At 70.4% G+C, this 18,076-nt stretch carries 18 protein-coding genes and 1 pseudogene; 9 read left to right on the top strand and 10 right to left on the bottom strand.

Annotated features, from left to right (window positions below):
- Nucleotides 1-236: 236 nt before the first annotated feature.
- Together HUT06_RS06180 and HUT06_RS06185 are read left to right on the top strand one after the other, a co-directional pair.
- The gene (locus tag HUT06_RS06180; RefSeq protein WP_089328633.1) at nt 237-602 is read left to right on the top strand and encodes a DUF2516 family protein; all 366 of its coding nucleotides are present in this window, start codon (nt 237-239) and stop codon (nt 600-602) included.
- 16 nt (nt 603-618) lie between these two features.
- Entirely contained in the window at nt 619-1,350 is a 732-nt protein-coding gene (locus HUT06_RS06185; protein WP_176194825.1) for an alanyl-tRNA editing protein, read from the top strand.
- A 77-nt stretch (nt 1,351-1,427) separates the two neighbouring features.
- Here the strand turns inward: HUT06_RS06185 and HUT06_RS06190 are convergent, their stop codons facing one another.
- Nucleotides 1,428-2,099 (bottom strand): TetR family transcriptional regulator, encoded by a 672-nt coding sequence (locus tag HUT06_RS06190; RefSeq protein ID WP_176194826.1) that lies wholly within the window; start codon nt 2,097-2,099, stop codon nt 1,428-1,430.
- Between the two features lie 71 nt (nt 2,100-2,170).
- On the opposite strand from HUT06_RS06190, the gene HUT06_RS06195 reads away from it, so the two are divergent.
- The 3 genes from HUT06_RS06195 to HUT06_RS06205 are packed head-to-tail and all read left to right on the top strand — an operon-like array spanning nt 2,171 to nt 6,260.
- Entirely contained in the window at nt 2,171-4,492 is a 2,322-nt protein-coding gene (locus tag HUT06_RS06195; protein ID WP_176194827.1) for an MMPL family transporter, read from the top strand.
- A gap of 56 nt (nt 4,493-4,548) precedes the next feature.
- The gene (locus HUT06_RS06200; protein WP_176194828.1) at nt 4,549-5,598 is read left to right on the top strand and encodes a type III polyketide synthase; all 1,050 of its coding nucleotides are present in this window, start codon (nt 4,549-4,551) and stop codon (nt 5,596-5,598) included.
- Nucleotides 5,592-6,260: an isoprenylcysteine carboxyl methyltransferase family protein gene (locus HUT06_RS06205; protein ID WP_217711223.1), complete on the top strand. Its 669-nt coding sequence runs from the start codon at nt 5,592-5,594 to the stop codon at nt 6,258-6,260. Before HUT06_RS06200 ends, HUT06_RS06205 begins: the two co-directional genes overlap by 7 nt.
- A 14-nt stretch (nt 6,261-6,274) precedes the next feature.
- Here HUT06_RS06205 and HUT06_RS06210 read toward each other — a convergent pair whose 3' ends face one another.
- The 3 genes from HUT06_RS06210 to HUT06_RS06220 are packed head-to-tail and all read right to left on the bottom strand — an operon-like array spanning nt 6,275 to nt 7,497.
- Entirely contained in the window at nt 6,275-6,814 is a 540-nt protein-coding gene (locus HUT06_RS06210; protein WP_176194829.1) for a hypothetical protein, read from the bottom strand.
- A 57-nt stretch (nt 6,815-6,871) separates the two neighbouring features.
- Nucleotides 6,872-7,261, bottom strand: a complete 390-nt coding sequence (locus tag HUT06_RS06215) for a hypothetical protein (protein WP_176194830.1) — start codon at nt 7,259-7,261, stop codon at nt 6,872-6,874.
- Complete coding sequence (locus HUT06_RS06220; protein WP_176194831.1) at nt 7,258-7,497, bottom strand: hypothetical protein; 240 nt, start codon at nt 7,495-7,497, stop codon at nt 7,258-7,260. Before HUT06_RS06220 ends, HUT06_RS06215 begins: the two co-directional genes overlap by 4 nt.
- A 304-nt stretch (nt 7,498-7,801) precedes the next feature.
- On the opposite strand from HUT06_RS06220, the gene HUT06_RS43735 reads away from it, so the two are divergent.
- The gene (locus HUT06_RS43735) at nt 7,802-7,969 is read left to right on the top strand and encodes a hypothetical protein (RefSeq protein ID WP_217711224.1); all 168 of its coding nucleotides are present in this window, start codon (nt 7,802-7,804) and stop codon (nt 7,967-7,969) included.
- Between the two features lie 16 nt (nt 7,970-7,985).
- On the opposite strand, the gene HUT06_RS06230 is transcribed toward HUT06_RS43735, so the two are convergent.
- Both HUT06_RS06230 and HUT06_RS45540 read right to left on the bottom strand, forming a co-directional pair.
- Nucleotides 7,986-8,789 carry an aldo/keto reductase gene (locus HUT06_RS06230; protein ID WP_368407023.1) on the bottom strand — a complete coding sequence of 268 codons (804 nt, stop codon included), beginning with the start codon at nt 8,787-8,789 and terminating at the stop codon, nt 7,986-7,988.
- Complete coding sequence (locus tag HUT06_RS45540) at nt 8,681-9,469, bottom strand: histone H1-like repetitive region-containing protein (protein WP_368406952.1); 789 nt, start codon at nt 9,467-9,469, stop codon at nt 8,681-8,683. Before HUT06_RS45540 ends, HUT06_RS06230 begins: the two co-directional genes overlap by 109 nt.
- 127 nt (nt 9,470-9,596) lie before the next feature.
- Here HUT06_RS45540 and HUT06_RS06235 point away from each other — a divergent pair, with 127 nt between their 5' ends.
- Both HUT06_RS06235 and HUT06_RS06240 read left to right on the top strand, forming a co-directional pair.
- Nucleotides 9,597-10,751: a Cmx/CmrA family chloramphenicol efflux MFS transporter gene (locus tag HUT06_RS06235; RefSeq protein WP_176194833.1), complete on the top strand. Its 1,155-nt coding sequence runs from the start codon at nt 9,597-9,599 to the stop codon at nt 10,749-10,751.
- A 178-nt stretch (nt 10,752-10,929) separates the two neighbouring features.
- On the top strand, nt 10,930-11,739 hold the full coding sequence (locus HUT06_RS06240) for a TioE family transcriptional regulator (protein WP_176194834.1): 810 nt from the start codon (nt 10,930-10,932) through the stop codon (nt 11,737-11,739).
- A gap of 50 nt (nt 11,740-11,789) precedes the next feature.
- Here HUT06_RS06240 and HUT06_RS06245 read toward each other — a convergent pair whose 3' ends face one another.
- From HUT06_RS06245 to HUT06_RS06255, 3 genes and pseudogenes are all read right to left on the bottom strand, one after another.
- Nucleotides 11,790-12,806: an NADP-dependent oxidoreductase gene (locus HUT06_RS06245; protein WP_176194835.1), complete on the bottom strand. Its 1,017-nt coding sequence runs from the start codon at nt 12,804-12,806 to the stop codon at nt 11,790-11,792.
- A 4-nt stretch (nt 12,807-12,810) separates the two neighbouring features.
- Nucleotides 12,811-13,413 (bottom strand): TetR/AcrR family transcriptional regulator, encoded by a 603-nt coding sequence (locus HUT06_RS06250; RefSeq protein WP_176194836.1) that lies wholly within the window; start codon nt 13,411-13,413, stop codon nt 12,811-12,813.
- 603 nt (nt 13,414-14,016) lie between these two features.
- Nucleotides 14,017-15,270: pseudogene (locus tag HUT06_RS06255) on the bottom strand (IS4 family transposase).
- 399 nt (nt 15,271-15,669) lie between these two features.
- On the opposite strand from HUT06_RS06255, the gene HUT06_RS06260 reads away from it, so the two are divergent.
- Nucleotides 15,670-16,914, top strand: coding sequence for an HNH endonuclease signature motif containing protein (locus HUT06_RS06260; protein ID WP_176194837.1), 1,245 nt, complete (start codon nt 15,670-15,672; stop codon nt 16,912-16,914).
- An 812-nt stretch (nt 16,915-17,726) separates the two neighbouring features.
- On the opposite strand, the gene HUT06_RS06265 is transcribed toward HUT06_RS06260, so the two are convergent.
- Nucleotides 17,727-18,065 carry a hypothetical protein gene (locus HUT06_RS06265; protein ID WP_176194838.1) on the bottom strand — a complete coding sequence of 113 codons (339 nt, stop codon included), beginning with the start codon at nt 18,063-18,065 and terminating at the stop codon, nt 17,727-17,729.
- Nucleotides 18,066-18,076 lie beyond the last annotated feature (11 nt).

An 18,076-nucleotide genomic window follows, 5' to 3' on the forward strand; every position in this document is an offset into this window, starting at 1 on the left:
GCCGTGAGGGCCCGGCCGGGAACATCCGGCCGGGCTCCTTCGTCTGTTTCAGCAGGCCGGTCCGTTCCGGCGGGCGGGTCTGTTCCGGCGGGCGGGCCGCGCGGCGGGCCGCCCCGCTGGACAGGGCGCATAGGGTTGGGGTAGTTAGACGCCGTGTGAGCGACGAGCCGTGTGAGCCACAAGCCGTGTGAGCGACGAGGAGTCGCCGTCCGAGACGAGCAGGAGCGCTGATAGCCGTGGAGGGCTTCAATGTGCTGGACTACTTCTTCTGGCTGCTGCTGATCATCGCCTTCGTGATGGAGGCCTGGGCGCTGGTCGACTCGCTGACCGTGCCGGAGGGCGCCTACGCCGCGGCGGGCAAGTGGCGCAAGCGGCTCTGGATGATCGTGCTGATCGTCGCGACGGTCGTCGGCGCCGCGTACGCGGTCGCGCCGGCGGCGCTCGGGGCCAGCCCCATCGCGCTGCTGATCGGCATCCTGCCGGTCGCCGCGTTCATCGCCGCCGCCGTCTACCTGGCGGACGTCCGGCCCGCCGTCGCCCCGTACAAGAAGAAGAACGGCGGCCGCGGCGGTTCCCGATCAGGCCCGTACGGACCCTGGTGACCTCTACCGTGAGGTCATGAGCGAGACCCTCGGACGCACCACCCGGCTGGAACTGGACGATCAGGCGCTGCGCGACTGGGAGGCCGTCGTCCTCGACGCGGGCCCGGACGGCATCGTCCTCGACCGCTCGGCCTTCTACCCCGGCGGCGGCGGGCAGCCGCCGGACCACGGCGTCCTGCTCTGGCAGGGCGTCCAGACCCGGATCGCGGGCGTCCGCAAGGGCGACGACCTGGTCCTCATCCCGGTGGAGGACGATCCGCTCCCGCCGGCCGGCACCGTCGTCCAGGCCGCCGTCGAGGACGATCGCCGCACCGCGCTCATGCGCACCCACTCGGGCCTGCACCTGCTGTGCGGGGTGGTGTTCCGCGACTACGGGTGCCTGGTCACCGGCGGCAACATGGAGCCGCTGACCGCCCGGATGGACTTCGACCTCCGCGAGGTCCCGCCCGGCTTCAAGCAGGCCGTCGAGGACGCCTGCAACGCCGAGGTCGAGGCCGACCGCCGCATCGACACCAGGACGCTGCCGCGCGCCGAGGCGTTCGAGATCCCCGACATCATCCGCACCGCGACGAACCTGGTGCCGCCGGAGGTGTCGGACGTCCGGATCGTCGACATCGTCGGGCTCGACACGCAGGCCGACGGCGGCACCCATGTCGGCTCCACCAAGCAGATCGGCCGGATCACGGTCGCCAAGGTCGAGAACAAGGGCCGCGGCTTCCGCCGCCTCCGCATCAAGATCAGCGACTAGCGGCGAAGGGCCGGGCCGGGCACCGGCGGCGGGCGCCTCCGCCGCCGGTGCCCGACGATTCAGGGGGCAGGGCTGCTCTAGGGGGACGGCCGCGACAGCGCGTCGACCGAGACCAGGCCGTGCTCCACGATGTCGACGGCGCGGTCGAGCGCCGTCCGCATCGACAGGGGGTCGTAGCCCTCGCGGCGGCAGTGCGCGACGACCGCCTGCATGCCGCCGATCGCGATGCCGGACGCGGCGACCGCGTCGATCTCGGAGATGCCGGGGCACAGCTCGCGCAGCAGCGCCTCGATCGCCTCCTGGGCGTCGGTCATCCGCTGCAGCGCGCGGGCCCGCAGCGCGGGACGCTCCAAGACGAGGGCGATTTGCACGGGCCCGTAGTCGCGGTGCTCCGCCACGACCGCGTTGAGGACGTCCACGATGCTGCGCCGGATCGTCTCCATCGGGGTCTCGCCCGGGGTGCGGCGCAGCCGTTCGGAGACCTCGGCCAGCCGGTCGTCGATCTCGGCGAAGACCACGTCCTCCTTGGACGGGAAGTAGCTGAAGAACGTGCGGGGGGCGACGTCGGCGGCGGCGGCGATGTCGGCGATCGTCGTCTCCTCGTAGCCCCGCTCGGCGAAAAGGCGCAGCGCGGCGGTCGCGATGGCCTGCCGGGTGCGCAGCTTCTTGCGCTCGCGCAGACTCGGCCGCTCCGTCCGCTCCGTCCCCGCGCCGATCCCCTGCCCCTCACCGGCTTGGCCCGCGCTCATGTGACGCACATTACCACGAATGCAAAGTTGCACGTATTGCAAATCTGCACCGATGGGTGTTCTCTGCGGACATGGCGCGATTCCTGGACGCACTGGGGCGTCTCTGCGTGCGGCGGCGGCGCACCGTGTTCGAGCTGTGGGTCGCCGTCATGCTCGGCGCGGGCGTCCTCGGCCTGACGCACGGCGGCATGTTCGTCCAGCAGAGCACCCTCGCCGGCACCGAGACGCAGCGCGCCATCGACACCCTCCGCCAGGACTTCCCGGCGATGACCGGGCCGACCGCGACCGTCGTGTTCCACGAGACCCGCGCCGCGAGCCCGGCGGACTGGCGGGTCGCGCTCACCATCGGCCGGTCGATCGAGAACATCGGCAAGCTGAAGCGGGTCGCGTTCGTCGAGAACCCCTACGCGCAGGGCATGGGCGGGCTGAAGGACGACAACGCGGTCGTCGTCCGGCTGAACTTCACCGGCACGATGAGCGACGTCTCCCACGCCGACCTCGACGCGCTGAACCGCGCCGTCGAGCCCGCGCGGATGGCGGGCCTGGAGGTGAAGTCCGGCGGCATCACCGCGATGATCCTCAACCAGCCGAAGGGCGGGCCGCAGGAGGGCGTCGGGATCGTCCTCGCGCTGGTCGTGCTGCTGCTGGCGTTCGGGTCCTACCTCGCGGCGGGCATCCCGATCCTGGTGTCGCTGTGCGGGATGGCCGTCGCCTACTCGCTGATCCACTTCTCCGCGTCGCTGTTCCAGATCGCGCCGACCGCGCCGATGGTCGCCGCGATGCTCGGCATCGGCGCCGGGATCGACTACGCGCTGTTCATCGTCACCCGGTACCGGCAGCAGCTCGCCGAGGGCGACGACGTCGAGACCGCGGTCGGCCGGGCCATGGCGCACTCCGGGCACGCCGTGGTGTTCGCGGGCGGCACCGTCGTGTTCGCGATCTGCGGGCTGTTCCTGTCCGGGATCGAGTTCATCGGACGTATCGGCATCGCCACCGCGCTCGCCGTCGCCGTCATGGTCGTGGCCGCGCTGACGCTGCTGCCCGCCGTGCTCGGCGCGCTCGGCACGCGCATCGACCGGTACCGGCTGCCGCGCGTCCGGCCCGACCGCAGTTCGCGCCGCTGGACGGCCTGGGGACGGCACGTCGACCGGCACGCGTGGCCGTACGCGATCGTCGCGACGCTCGTCCTGCTGGCGCTGTCGATCCCGACGCTCAGCCTGCGGTTCGGCGTGATGGCCGACAGCATGTCGTCGCCGAAGATGGAGGCGCGGCAGGCCTACGACATCGTCGCCCGCGAGTTCGGCGCCGGCCACTACAGCCCGTTCGTCGTCGTCGCGAAGGTGCCGGGGGAGGAGAAGCGCGCCAAGCCGAAGCGGGTCGTGCCCACGGTGGACGGGCGGGCGGGCCTGTCCGGCCTGACGGGCCCGTCCGGGGCGAGACCGAGCCCGTCTCCCTCGCCCGCCCTCCCGAAGGGCGCGCCGGACCAGACGAAGAAGCCCGACAAGGACGCGGTGCTGATCGGCCAGGAGCTGCAGCGGCGGCTGTCGGAGGCGTCCGGCGTCGTCTTCGCCGCCGCGCCGGTGGTGACGGGGAAGACGGCGATCGTGCAGGTCATCCCGCGTGACGCGCCGCACGCCGAGTCGACCACGGAGCTCGTCCGGCACCTGCGGGACGTGGAGATCGCCGCCGTGCGGGACGCCCATCCGGGCACCGAGATCTACCTGGGCGGCGAGAACCCGGCGATCATCGACCTGGCCGCCACGGTCGGGGACCGCATGCTCACCGTCGTCGTGGCGGTCGTCGGCGTCGCGCTGCTGCTGCTCGTCATCGCGTTCCGCTCGATCATCGTGCCGGTGAAGGCGGCGCTGATGAACCTGCTGTCGATCGGGGCGTCGTTCGGCGTCGTCACCGCCGTGTTCCAGTGGGGCTGGGGCGTCGAGCTGCTCGGCGTCGACCAGGCCATCCCGATCATGTCGTTCATCCCGCTGTTCATGTTCGCGCTGATCTTCGGGCTGTCCATGGACTACGAGGTCTTCCTGCTGTCGCGGATCAAGGAGGAGTACGACCGGACGGGCGACCCGCACGAGTCGGTGGTGGTCGGGATCGGGGCGACGGCCCGGCTCATCACCTCGGCCGCGCTCATCATGATCTTCGTGTTCGCGAGCTTCGTCCCGCAGCCGGACCCGATGGTGAAGATGATGGCGCTCGGCCTCGCGGTCGCGGTGGCGATGGACGCGACGATCGTCCGGCTCGTCCTCGTCCCGGCGCTGATGAGCCTGCTCGGGCACGCGAACTGGTGGTGGCCGGGACGCGGCCGTCCGGCCGTGCCGCCGACGCCGCAGCCGCCTCCGGAACCGGTCGCCGAGCAGCTGGAACTTGAGTTGACGACCTGACGGCGAGTGTTCTCCGAAGCGCCGGGTACGTGCCGTGGCGGACATCGGGGGGCCTCATGCGCGTCGCTGCAGTACGGACGGTCGTGCCGGAGCATCACTACGACCAGGACCAGATCACCCGGGCCGTCGTGGAGCGCGCCGCCGCGAAGGAGCAGATCGTCCGGCGCCTGCATGCCGCCACCCAGGTCACCGGCCGCCGCCTGGCGCTGCCCATCGACGAGTACGTCAAGCTCGACGGCTTCACCGAGGCCAACGGCGTCTACATCGAGACGGCCGTCGAGCTGGCGGCGCGGGCGGTCGGTGACGTCCTCGACCGGGCCGGGATCTCCCCGCAGGACGTCGACCACCTCGTCTTCTGCTCCTCGACCGGGGTGGCGACGCCCTCGCTGGACGCCCGCGTGGCGCAGCGCGTCGGGCTGCGCGAGGACATCACCCGCGTGCCGATGTTCGGCCTCGGCTGCGCGGCGGGCGCCGCCGGGCTGTCCCGGGTGGCCGACTACCTGCGCGGCCGCCCCGAGCGGGTGGCGGTGCTGGTGTGCGTCGAGCTGTGCTCCCTGACCGTGCAGCGCGACGACAGCTCGATGGCGAACCTGGTGGCCAGCGGCCTGTTCGGCGACGGCGCCGCCGCCGTGGTCGCGCTCGGCGACCACCGCGACACCGCCGGGCACCGGGGGCCGCGGGTGGTCGCGAGCCGCAGCAGGCTCTACCCCGGCACCGAGCGCCTCATGGGCTGGGACGTCGGCGACCACGGCCTGCGCGTCGTCCTGGCCGCCGACCTCGTCGCCCATGTCGAGGCCACCCTGGCGGGCGACGTGACGTCCTTTCTGGACGATCACGGGCTCGCCCCGGGCCGGGTCCCGTCGTGGGTCTGCCACCCCGGCGGCCCGAAGGTGATCGAGGCCATCGAGCGGGAGCTGGCGCTGGAGCCGGGCGCGCTCGACATCACCTGGGAGTCGCTGCGGACGCTCGGCAACCTCTCGTCGGTGTCGGTGCTGAACGTGCTGGAGGAGACGATCGCGCGGCGCCGCCCGCCCGACGGGACGCCCGGCCTGCTGATGGCGCTCGGGCCGGGGTTCTCCGCCGAACTCGTCCTGCTGCGATGGTGAGGCGGGGGCTGCGGCGCGGGCTGCGGCGCGGGCGGGGGCGGCGGCGCGGGAGGTCTGCCGGGCGGTCGGTGAACCGGTACGGCGTGCTGATCGGGCTCGTCGCCGCCGAGCGGCTGGCGGAGCTGGCCGTGGCGCGCCGGAACCGCGCCTGGGCGCTGCGGAACGGCGGGGTCGAGCACGGCCGGCGGCACTATCCGCTGATCGCCGCCGCCCATGCCGGTCTGCTGGGCGGGGCGCTGCTGGAGGCCCGGCGTGGGCGGAGCCCGTTCATCCCAGCACTCGGCTGGCCGATGCTGGCGGTGGCGCTCTCGTCCCAGGCGCTGCGCTGGTGGTGCATCACCAGCCTGGGGAAGCGGTGGAACACCCGGGTCATCGTGGTGCCCGGCATGCCGCTCGTGGAGCGCGGCCCTTACCGGCGCTTGCGGCATCCCAACTACGTGGCGGTCGTCGCAGAGGGCGCCGCCTTGCCGCTCGTCCACACCGGGTGGCGTACTGCGCTGCTGTTCACGGCGACCAACCTGTGCCTGCTCCGGACGCGCATCAGGGTCGAGAACGAGGCGCTCGGTCACGCTGGAACGTCGAGTACAGCCACGACTGCCCCGCCCATGTGCGGCTCTGGGGGAGTCGGACGAGGAACGGCGGCGGCCGCTCGGTCATGGTGAGACGGTTCGGTCGGTCATGGTGAGACGGTGGTGTGCGTCCGGCCTGTCCGCTTCGAGGCCTGCTCGCGGAACGCCGTGCCGGCGGCCTGCCTGTGGAGTCCCTCCAGGAGGGCGATCTGGGCGATCGCGCGGTCGAGCAGGGTGCGGAGCTGCTCGACGTCCAGCCCCGGTTCCCGGTCGGCGATGGCGAGCAGGGTGCGCCACCCGGCCGCCTTGCCCTCGACGGCCAGCCGGAGCGCCTCGATCTCCACGAGATCGCTGAGCGGGGAGCGGGTCGCGACCCGGCCGTTGAGCTTCAGCCGGCCACCCTTCTCCGCCGCCCACACCGCCATGCTCTTGAACCGGCGGGGCGGCATCCCGAGCGAACGCAGGATCGACTGCAGCGCCCCGCGGTCGGCGGCGATGTCGTCCGAGAGCCTCCGCAAGAGCTCGGCGTCGCCGGTGTCACGGTGCGAGCGTGCGACGCGGCGGGCCAGTGCCACGCCGCCCGCTGCCGCGGCCAGATGGTCGGTCAGATAGATGTGCAGCAATCCCCGGCTGCCACGTGTCCCCATGCGGCCCCCGTACCCCGGCCTGGCCGCGTAAACGGCACGGTCGGCGGCGGCGTCGGGTCAGGGGATCTGCTCGACGCGGACGCCGGGGACGGCCTCGTAGACGTCGGGGTCGGCGGTGACCAGCGGCCACCGGCGCCAGCGCGCGGACCAGGCGGCCTGGGCGGCGTCCATGCCGAGGTTGGGGATCGTGGTGACGAGCAGACCGGTCTGCTGCGCGATCACGTCGTCGAGGTCGTCCACGTGGACGACCTGCATGCCGGGGAGCCGCTCCAGGACGGTGCGGCCGTGGTCGGGGACGATCTGCCACGCGCGGGCGAGCGCGGTCGCGGGGATCACGATGGTGGCGTGCTGGGCGATGGACGCGCGGAGCCGGGCGCGGACGTAGATCGTCTTGCCGGTGGCGAGGTCCAGGAGTGCGGTCGCGTCGAAGACGTGACCGGTGATCACGCGACGTCCCTGCGGTCCGGCGTGCCGCGTTCGACGAGGCGGTCGACCATCGCCTGCTCGTCGGGGCTCGGCGGGCCGAACAGATCGTCGATGGTCGAGGAGTCCCGCAGGTAGGCCAGCTTGAGGCGCGCCCCGTCCGCGAGGAAGCCGGACACCGAGGCGATCTTCTTGTCCTCGGCGAGGCCCTGGAGCGTGGCGGCAAGCTCGTCCGGGAGCGTGATGTTGAGTCTCGCCATGGCGCACACAATACACACTCGGATGCCTTCCAGTGTGTACTGGCCGGGTTAGATCGGCGTGCGCGAGCTGGCCGGCGGCAGCGGGAACAGCCCCGGCCCGCGCTGCGCAGCACCGCCGCGTCGCCGGCCGCCGTCGCTGCGAGGGGTTTGGATGACGAGGGCGGCATACACGGCGGAGGCGCACATCTAAGGAGGCAGGAACGGCCGCGCCAGAACGTCCGACGGCTCGGGCAGCGCGCCGGGCGACGCGGCGGCGGTGTCCTTGATCCCGAACGGCTCCGGCGGATTCACGCTGAGCACCGAAATGCGGATCTCACTGCCGTCGCTCGCCGTCGCTCGCCGTCGCTCGCCGTCGCTCGCTGTCGACGAGGCCGACCGCCTGACTCGGGCCGCCCAGCGGGCATGCCCTTATTCGTCGGCCACGCGCGCCAACATGGACGTGTCCGTCGTGGTCAACGGCGAGCAGGTCTGAGTTCTGAGTTCTGTTTCTACGCGCCGGCTGTGTCGAGCGAGAGGGCGTCGAGCCGGGCCTGCTGCCGGTCGGTGAGCCTCAACCCGGCCGCGGCGACGTTCTCCTCCAGGTGCCCGATCGACGCCGTCCCCGGGATGGGCAGGACGACCGGCGAACGGCCGAGCAGCCACGCGAGGGCGACCTGGGCCGGCGTGGCATCGAGTTCGGCGGCCACGGCGGCGACCTCGCCGGCCGTGGTCGCGGGCAGGACGGGCCGCCACGGCAGGAAGGCGATCCCCGCCGCCGTGCAGGCGTCGAGCACCGCGTCGTGCTCGCGGTCGAGCAGGTTGTAGCGGTTCTGCACGCTCGCGATGTCGACGATCCGCCGCGCCTCGTCGAGTTCGGCGACGGTCACCTCGGACAGCCCGATGTGGCCGATCTTGCCCTCGTCCCGGAGATCGCGGAGCGTCCCCACCTGGTCGGCGAGCGGGACCTCCGGGTCGACGCGGTGCAGTTGGAGCAGTTCCAGCCGCTCGGTGCGCAGGCGGCGCAGGGCCCGCTCGACCTGGTCGCGCAGGACCTCGGGCCGCCCGCACAGCGCCGCTTCGCGCGGCGGCTCCGGCGGGATGACGCCCACTTTCGTCGTGACGAGCACGTCGTCCGGGAAGGGGTGGAGGGCCTCGACGAGCAGCTCCTCGTTGGCGCCCCAGCCGTACAGGTAGGCGGTATCGATCAACGTGACGCCGAGCTCGACGGCCCGCCGCGCCACCGCGACCGAGTTCTCCCGCGCCTGCCCGGGACCAGTCGGCAACTGCATGGCCCCGAACCCGAGCCGCCCCACCTCGACGGCGCCCCCGATGCGAAAGGTGTCAGACATATCGCGCATTTCATGATCATCGTACTTCGCCCCGACCGCCGGGCGCGTAACCCGACCCTGCGCCCCCAACCACGACCAGCGGCCCGACGGGCAGCGGTCCGCTGGCCAGCGGTTCGACGGGCAGTGCTGCGACGGGCAGTGCTGCGACGGGCAGTGGCTCGGCGGCCGGTGGTTCGGCGCGCGGCGGTTGGACGTGCGGCGGTTGGACGTGCGGCGCTGGGACGTGCAGCGGTGCGACGGTCGGCGGTTCGGTGGCCGGCGGTGCGGCGGGCAGCGCTATGACGGGCAGCGCTATGGCGGGCAGCGCTATGGCGGGCAGCGCTATGGCGGGCAGCGCTATGGCGGGCAGCGCTATGGCGGGCGGTGGTGCGGCGGGTGGCGGTTGGGCGGTGCGACGGCTGGGGGGTGGGCGGGCGGCGGTGTGGCGGGTAGATCGACCGCTGCGGCGCATAACGGTTACCGGGCCCGGCGCTGGGACGTCCGCGATGGGAAACGGTCGGTCGCGGTCGGCCTCCAGGCAGGTGGGCAGCCAGGCAAAATGGCGGACGGGCCGCGGGAAAACGGTGTGCGTTGGCCGGGTTCGGGTGGCTATCGTCGGGGGCATGGTGAGTCCCGAGGCGAGCGAGACGGGGGCTTTCGGTCACCCGTCAGCCCCCTGAACCACTGAAGCCATCCGGCCCGGCCGGCCGCTGCGAGCGGCCGGGGCCGTTCTCGGGCTGAGCGCGGTGACGAGACGACTCGTCCGATCTCGCCTCACCTCGGAGCCATGCGGTGCCTCTTCCGCTCTACCTGCTCGCCGTGGCGGTCTTCGCCATGGGAACCTCGGAATTCATGCTCGCCGGCCTGCTGCCGGACATCGCCGCCGACCTCGGCGTCCCCGTCGGGACCGCCGGTCTGCTGACCTCCGCGTTCGCGCTCGGCATGGTCGCGGGTGCGCCGCTGGTGGCGGCGGTCGCGCGCACCTGGCCGCGGCGGACCAGCCTTTTCGGCTTCATCTGCGTGTTCCTCGTGGCGCACGCCGTCGGTGCCGTCACCGGGAGCTTCCCGGTGCTGGTCGTGACCCGGATCGTCGCCGCACTCGCGAACGCCGGGTTCCTCGCGGTCGCGCTGGCGACGGCGGCCGCGCTCGTGCCGGGCGACCGGAAGGGGCGCGCGCTGGCCGTCCTGCTGTCCGGCACGACGGCCGCCACCATCGCCGGGGTCCCCGGTGGTGCGGTCCTCGGCACCCTGCTCGGCTGGCGGGCCACCTTCTGGGCGGTCGCCGTTCTGTGCCTGCCCGCCGCCATCGGCGTCCTGCGCGGCCTTCCCCCGCGTACCGGACGGCCGGACGAGGCGGACGGCCCGGCGCTGCAGGTCGAACTCGCGCAGCTGCGGAGGCCGCGGCTGGTCCTCGTGATGCTGCTCGGCGCGCTGGTGAACGCCGCGACCTTCGGGACCTTCACCTTCCTCGCGCCCATCGTCACCGGCACCGCCGGGCTGGCGCCGATCTGGGTGTCCGCCGTGCTGGTGCTGTTCGGGCTCGGCTCCTTCGCCGGCGTCACCACCGCCGGACGTCTGTCGGACAAGCGCCCCGGCCTCGTCATCGCGGTCGGCGGGCCCCTTCTGCTGCTGGGGTGGCTGGCCCTGGGCGCCTTCGCCGCCAGCCCGGTCGCGTTGCTCGGCCTTGTGTTCGTCCAGGGGACGCTCTCGTTCGCTCTCGGGAGCACACTGATCGCGCGCGTCCTCTACGAGGCGTCCGGGGCCCCGACCATGGGTGGTTCATATGCGACGGCGGCGCTCAACGTCGGTGCCGTCGCGGGACCGCTCGCCGCCGCCGCAACGCTCGACACCAGTCTCGCCGACCTCGGCCCGGTCTGGACGAGCGGCGTCCTCGTCGCGGCGGCCCTGCTTCTCGCGCTGCCCTTCAGACGGATCCTGGCGAGCTAGCCAGAGGCGGGCTCGCCTGGTTGCAGCGGCTCCCCGTCAGCCGGACGAGATGGTCTCGCCGGTGTGGCGGGGAGCCCGGGCGAGTCGAGAGAACTGAACTGCATCGCTGGAGTTCAGTTGATACTTTCAGGGTGATGGACGAAGACCCGTGCCGCAAAGCCTCAAACAGGTGATCTGATTGCGTCCGTTCGATCTCGCGCGGGAGCATGGCATCTCGGCACAGGCCGTCCGCAACTACGAGCGGGACGGGTTCATCCCGGCGGCGCGGCGTTCCGCCAGCGGCTACCGCATCTACACCGAGGCGCACGCCGCCGCTCTCCGCGCCTACCTCTCCCTCGTCCAGGCGCTCGGTTACGCGGCGGCGGGCCAGGTCATGAACGCGCTCCACGACGACCGGCTGGACGACGCCCTGACCGTCATCGACCGTGGCCATCACCAACTCCTCCGCGACCGGGACACCCTCAGCTCGGTGCGGCAGGCGGTGGAACACCTGACGGCCGAGGCGAACACCACCCCAGCCCACCCGGACGCCGCAGGCCCTGTATCCCCGGATGTCGCCGATTCTGTTCGTCCGGACGCCGCCGCCATCAGCGCCATCGGGACCATCGGGGCCATCGGGACCATCGGGGATCTCGCCCACCGGCTAGGCGTCACCACCGCGACCCTGCGCAACTGGGAGGACGCCGGGATCATCGTCCCCGAACGCGACCCGGCCACCGGGTACCGCGTCTTCCGCACGACCGACGTCCGCGATGCCGAACTGGCCCATCTCCTTCGGCGCGGGGGATACCTGCTGGACCACATTGCCGCCGTGGTCCAGCAAATCCGAACCGCGGGCGGCACCGATGCGCTGTCCCGTTCCCTTGACGACTGGCAAGAGAAGCTGACAGCGCGGGGACTTGCAATGCTCAAGGCGTCCGCTCAGCTCAACGACTACCTGAACCAGCTCGACGCCGCCGCCCTCACAGCAGCTCCCGGCGACGGCTAATAGTTGCCCGTCCGTCCGGCGTCCGCCGTCCGCCGCCGGGCTCACCTCACCTAACTCACCCGAACGAGCTGCTTTCCGAGATTGGCACCGTCGAAAAGCCGTTGCAGCGCGGTAGGAGCGTTGTGCAGCCCGTCGATGACGTCTTCGGCCCAATGCAGTTCCCCCGCGGCCAGCCACCCCGCGAGACGAGACAGCGCTTCGGGAAATTCGGAGAGGTAATCGAAGAAGATGAAGCCCTCCATGCGAGCCCGCCGGAAAGCCAGTTGCATGTAGTTGGACGGCCCCGTCCCATAGCCGGTGGCCGTGTAGCCGGACGAGATCGACCCGCAGAGTGCGATGCGCGCATGGATGGCCAGCCGGTCGAGCGCGTTCTCCAGGAGAACACCGCCCACGTTGTCGAAGACGGCGGTGAGCCCGTCGGGCGCGAAGGCCTGCAAAGCGGCCGGGACGTCGTCGGCGCGGTAATCGACGCACGCGTCGAACCCGGCGACGTCCTTCACCCAGGCGACCTTTTCGGGCGAGCCGGCGGTGCCGATGACCCGAGCGCCGAGGAGTCGCGCGATCTGCCCGGCGAGCGAGCCCACGCTCCCGGCCGCGCCGGTGACCAGCACGGTGTCTCCGTCCGCGATGTTCAGGACGCGTGACATACCGAAGAATGCCGTCAGCCCGCTCACGCCGAACACGGTGAGCATGTGGCGCGGATCGATACCGTCCGGGACGGGATTGACGCCGAACAGTCCGCCGTCGCGGGCCACGACATACTCCCGCCAGCCTAGGTCGCCATAAACCCACTGCCCTTCCGGCAGCGCTGCATTCCGGGAGGCGACCACGCGGCCGACGCCGCTACCGCGCATCACATCGCCGATTCCTACGGGTGCGGTGTAGGTGGCGTCGGGGTTGAGCCACGTCCGCTGTGTGGCGTCGATGCCGAGCCAAACGACCTCTACCAACGCTTCACCGTCTTGCAGCGAAGGCACTGGCATGGTCTGCTCAGCGAACGTGTCGGCGGTGATGCCCGCGCTCGGACGTTCGCGAAGCACCATCTGGCGGAAGGTCTTGACGGGCATGGATTCAAGCTTTCTCGTTGGAACGTGTCGCTTGGCTGAATGTCGCGGTCAGTTCGCTGATGACGTGGTCCACTGGAGCCCCGAGTGCCACTCGCAGCCCTTCACTATCGAGAGCGCGGCGAAGCATCGAGGCCATCATGACGGGGTCGAATCGGCGCAGTTCGCCACTGCGCTGGCCTTCCTCGAACAGCGCCACCAGGTCGGAAAGGGACGCCGCCACGAGATCGTCGTAGGATTCCGCCGCCGTTGCCGCCCTGTGCGCGACGACTGCTATCAAGGCCCGCGTCTCCACTGGTCGCTGCGCGCAGTACGTAAGAAAAGTACAGATGTACGACGCGAGGCGGCCTAGGACATCACCTTCGCTGCGCAGCGTTGCCGCAAGCTCCGGCCCCAGTTTCCCGACCACGCGGTCGACCACGGCGTTGAGGATCTCTTCCCTCGTCTCGAAATTGCTGTGGTACGCGCCACGGCTGTACCCGGCCTCCTCCGCGATCGCCTCGACGGAGGTGGCGGCCACCCCGCGCTCCGCGAACAGCTGCGCTGCCGACACCACAAGCTCAGCACGCGTGCGCTGCTGCCGCTCGGCCCGCGTCTCTCGTCCTGCCATGGCTCACAGGATACATGACCGTATCTGGATACGCCACCGTATCTAGGTGGACTGCGATGGGGGCGCCCTGGAGTCGACCTTCCGCCCCAGTGCAACCCGGTGTCCCCAGCGGTTCGCTTCACGGGCACCGGTGGCTGGTGTTTGTTGCCCTTTCATTCCCTCTAGTGGGAAGGGAGGTCGCCTGGCGACAGCATCGAATTTTGAGACGTCATGGTTAAAGCGTGACGTGCCGTGCAGGTGAGATAGGTCAACAGTTGAGAAGGTGCGGTGTGGTCGCTGGAGGAGGTTCGTGCGAGAGATGTTCGTGGAATTGTGGTGGGGGCGGCGCTGCGTACGGGGCCGCCCCTCCAAAGTCAAGGGCGCCTTCGGCGTCGCTTCGCGATGGGACTCCGTCCCACCCTTGACTCAATGCCACTTAGTTAGGCTGCGGAACCCAGAATCTTGATGGCGGGTTCTTCCGTGTGATAGGTGCAGCTGTCTGCGGGTCGTTTGACTCGGTAGGACGTGTACCGCTGGCGTTTGGTAACGCGTGGATAGCTTCGTAGACGCCGTGGCGGGTTCGGTCGTTCGACTATCTCGGCGATGGTGTCGGCGGTCGCGCGCTCAAGGTGCGGTGGGGGAAAAATCCGCCGGGCCTCCTACCTGCCGGCGGACGATGCGAAGTGAGCGGATGGACGACAACCGGTCTGGATCCAATTCCGCTTGATCCGCGGCCTCGGCCATGAGGTGCCGGACGCCGTAGTATGTCAGCAGCATCCCCCACAGTTCCTGCTCGACCATCTCGGGTGACTTCGAGCGCAACAACGCTCCGGCGCCCTTCTGGTGCGTTTTCATCTCGCCGATGGCCGCTTCGATCTCCCACCGCTCATGGTAAGCGGCGGCGAGTTCTGTCGCGGGCGCGTCCAGGGGGTCAAGGATGGTGGTGACGAGGGTGAACAGTTCATCCTATCCACGGTTGGTCACTTCATATTCCACGACCCGGACGTACAGGCCGGGAAGTTCGGTCAGTTCCATAGTCCCGGCCGCCAAGCGTTTGGACGCGGCGGTGCGGGCTCTGCGGTTCGCCGAATATGACAGATAAGACCCATCGGGGAGCCATTTGATGACCGGAAGCAGAACATTGATCTTGGCGCGCAGCAACGCGTCCGCTCCAGCATCTCTGATCCGTTGCAGATGTTCGTTGCTGTACATGCCCCGGTCGCCGATGACCAGCATGTCCTCGGCCACGATCCCCGAGCCCAGCAGCCGGGTCGCCAGCGCGATCTCGGTATCGTGCTGCGCACCGAACTCAGCTCCGACGATGGCGTGGGTGCCGCATTCGGCCAGCCCGACCACCAGCACTTTGGGGAACACGCCTTTCTCGTCCTTTTTCTTCCCCGCATACCCGAAACGTTCGGCGTTCGCGGCGCTGTCGGGCACTTCGATGTCGAAGCCGTCAAGGGCCATCAGCCGCCACCGCCCCAGCCACGCGCCCTGGGTCGACCGCCGGGCACAGGGAACCGCGACACGGAAGAACAGATCACGCATCACCTCGGCCCCAAGCCGCCGACGTGCCTGGGTCAACGCACCGGACGACGGCACCACCCACTCGTTCCGCCAGATCCGCAACCCGCGCAGGCCCTGCACCAGCTTACGTATCACTTCCTCATACGCGTCCGCATGGAACAACGTCATCGCCATGACGAAATAGACCACGACACGCGCAGGCAGCAGCCGCACCCGCTTTTCCCGGCGTCCGGCAGCGGCGATCACCTCATCCACCAGCTCACGCGGCACCAAGCGCGTCAAAACCCCGATACCGATCTGATCTACCAGCACACCAGCCGAACCCGAACCACGCGCAGCAGCCTCATCCATCGTCGCACGGTAGATCGACCGCTACTTCCACGTCCACGAAAACCCAAAAATGAACTAATCCACAAACCACCCTGTGGATATGTGAAGAAGCCGACGCACCAGCACTAACTAAGTGGCATTGACCCTTGACTTCGGAGCCTCTGCGGCCCCTGAGCGCAGCTTTCGTCGGGCAGAGGGCAGGCTCCGCCTGCCCCCTGCCCGACGCGCCGCCCCCACCCCAACCAGAACCACCAACCAGAAACACACAACGACAACACCCGGCAGGGCAACGAAATCAAAATGCCCGAAATGAGCCTTTGTGAATAATGGGCACTCATTGATCGACAAGACCCGAAAAGAATCATGGAAGAATTCCGGTCCGAAAGGGTGAAGTGAGGGGCGGCCGGATATCATTGGGGTATGAGTTCAATCGCGGTCGACCTCGATACCGCGTCCACCATGGAATTGGTGGACGCGGCATCGGCGATCGCCGCCGAACTCGCCTCCCGTGCCGCACCCGACTCGGCGGCGGTGTGCATGGACCTCACCGAGACCCTCGCCGCCGCCACCGATCTGCATGAAGCCGCCCTGTCGCGATTGATCGGCACCGTCGACCGGACTCGCGAAGTGCAGCGGTGGGGTTTCCCCTCCACCCGGTCCTGGCTGCGGTCCCGCCTCGGTATGCGCGAAGCCCGCGCCAAGGAGCGCCTCACGCTGGCCCGCCAGGCCCACCGTCTGCCGGAGATGACCGAGCGGTGGGCCACCGGCGAACTGTCGGCCGGGTACGCCGCCACCATCGCCGACGCAGTCACCCGCCTCGACGACCACGACTGCGGCAAGGCCGAGACGATCCTGCTGGGCATGGTCGACCAGCGCTTCTCCGCCGGGAAGATCGCCGGCTTCGGCAAGCGGATCGGCGACGTCATCGCCGAACGCGACGGCACCGAGCAGGCCCCCGAAGACGTGGCGCGGGGGTATGAGCGGTCGTGGATCGACTCGACCCGCTCCCTGGACGGCGGCCGCTACATCAAGGGCTGGCTCAACGCCGAAGACGCCGCGATCTTCGACGGCACCCTCGCGCCCTTGGCCAAACCCGCCGGAACCGACGACCACCGCGACCTGTCCGAACGCACCGCCGCCGCACTCACCACAGTCCTGTCGGGCGGGCACAGGGCCACCCGCGTCACCGTCATCTGCGACCTGGACACCCTCACCGGCGCCACCACCCCCGCCCGTCTCACCGACGGCACCCCGATCCCCGCCGCCCAAGCCCGCCGCATCGCGCTCAACGCCGGAGTCTCACCCCTCCTCCTGGGACGCGGAAACCTGCCCCTCTACCTCGGCCACAAGGTCCGGTTCGCCACCGCTCCCCAACGCCAGGTCCTGGAAACCCTGTACGCCACCTGCGCCGTCGCGGGATGCGAGGTGCCCGGGACGCTGTGCGAGGTCGACCACGTCCACGGCTGGGCCCTCGGCCACAGCCCCACCGACATCGACCAACTCACCCTCACCTGCGGCTGGCACAACCGCTACAAACACACCCACCCCCACCGGCTCCACATCACCAAAGCACTCGACGGCCGCTACACCTACCGCCTCCACCCACCCGGAACCAGAACCCTGCCCCAACCCGGCCGCCCACCACCCTGGCCCCAGGCCGCATGAACCCACACCCACACCCACACCCACGCCCATGCCCACGCCCTAGGTCAGACCCGGCTGCTCCTTCGGCGCGGGCCCGGCCGGGGGCCGTGGCCCCAACCCGGCCGCCTACCGTGCCGGTCGAGGTCGCGTGGCCGCAGGTCCCGCACTGACACCGACCGCTCCACCCATGCGGGGCCTGACAGCGCCCGCACCACGATCACCCACCACCCCGGCCTCAGACGCCATGACCACATGCCCACAGCCCAGACCCGACCACCCAGCTGGCCACAGGCCCACCGCCATGGACCACCCTCCCCGGCCGGCTATCCACCCCCGACAAGCCGAACCGCATAACCGCACCCCCCAGCCCGGCCCGGAGGCCAACCAATGTGGGCGGAGACCGTCCACCCCCGGCTTTCCGTCCACCCCCGGCTTTCCGTCCACCCCGGCTTTCCGTCCACCCGGCTGGCCGCCCACCCCACTGGCCCCACGCCCACCATCGCGGACCACCACCCAGTCCAGCTACCCGCCTCCGATAAGCCGAGCCGCATGCCGCACGTCTGCGGCCCTGGGCCGGCCAATCAGTAAGGCGAAGGCCCTCCACACCGGCCGGTGGTCCACCTCGGCGCCCGCCACCGGTACCGCCTGCCACGGATGCCGCCTGCCCCGCTAGCCACAGGCCCACTGCCTTGGACCACCATCCCGGCTGACTTTCCACACCCCCGATAAGCCGAATCGCATAACCGCACGCCCCCGGCCCGCTCCGGACCGACCTACCAGTGAGCCGGAGGCCCCTCGACACCGGCTGGCCGCCCGCCCCACTGGTCCCGGGCCTACCGGCTGCATGACGCCACACCCACGCCCACCCGCAGCTCGTCCCGCCAACACGGGCGGGCAGCGAGCCGCTCTCCCCAACTCGACCCCAGCCGCCGCCCTGGCTCAAACCGCGCGACCAGCAAGGCCAGGCCCGCGAGCACGGGGACGGCCACACTGCGCGCCGCGATCACCACGAAGACGGCGACCGACACGGCCCGCCCACCGGCACTCAGCACTCCCCGGGCGATGGCGATGCCGACCGCCGCGCACATCATCAGGTTCTCGGGATTGACAGCGGAGAACAGCAGGCAGCGGGGAGCCGCCTTGACCGGAGTGAAGGTGTCGTCGGCCTTCAACCACCGCACCC

It is taken from the genome of Actinomadura sp. NAK00032, from assembly GCF_013364275.1.
In the GTDB taxonomy this organism is placed as follows: Bacteria; Actinomycetota; Actinomycetes; order Streptosporangiales; family Streptosporangiaceae; genus Spirillospora.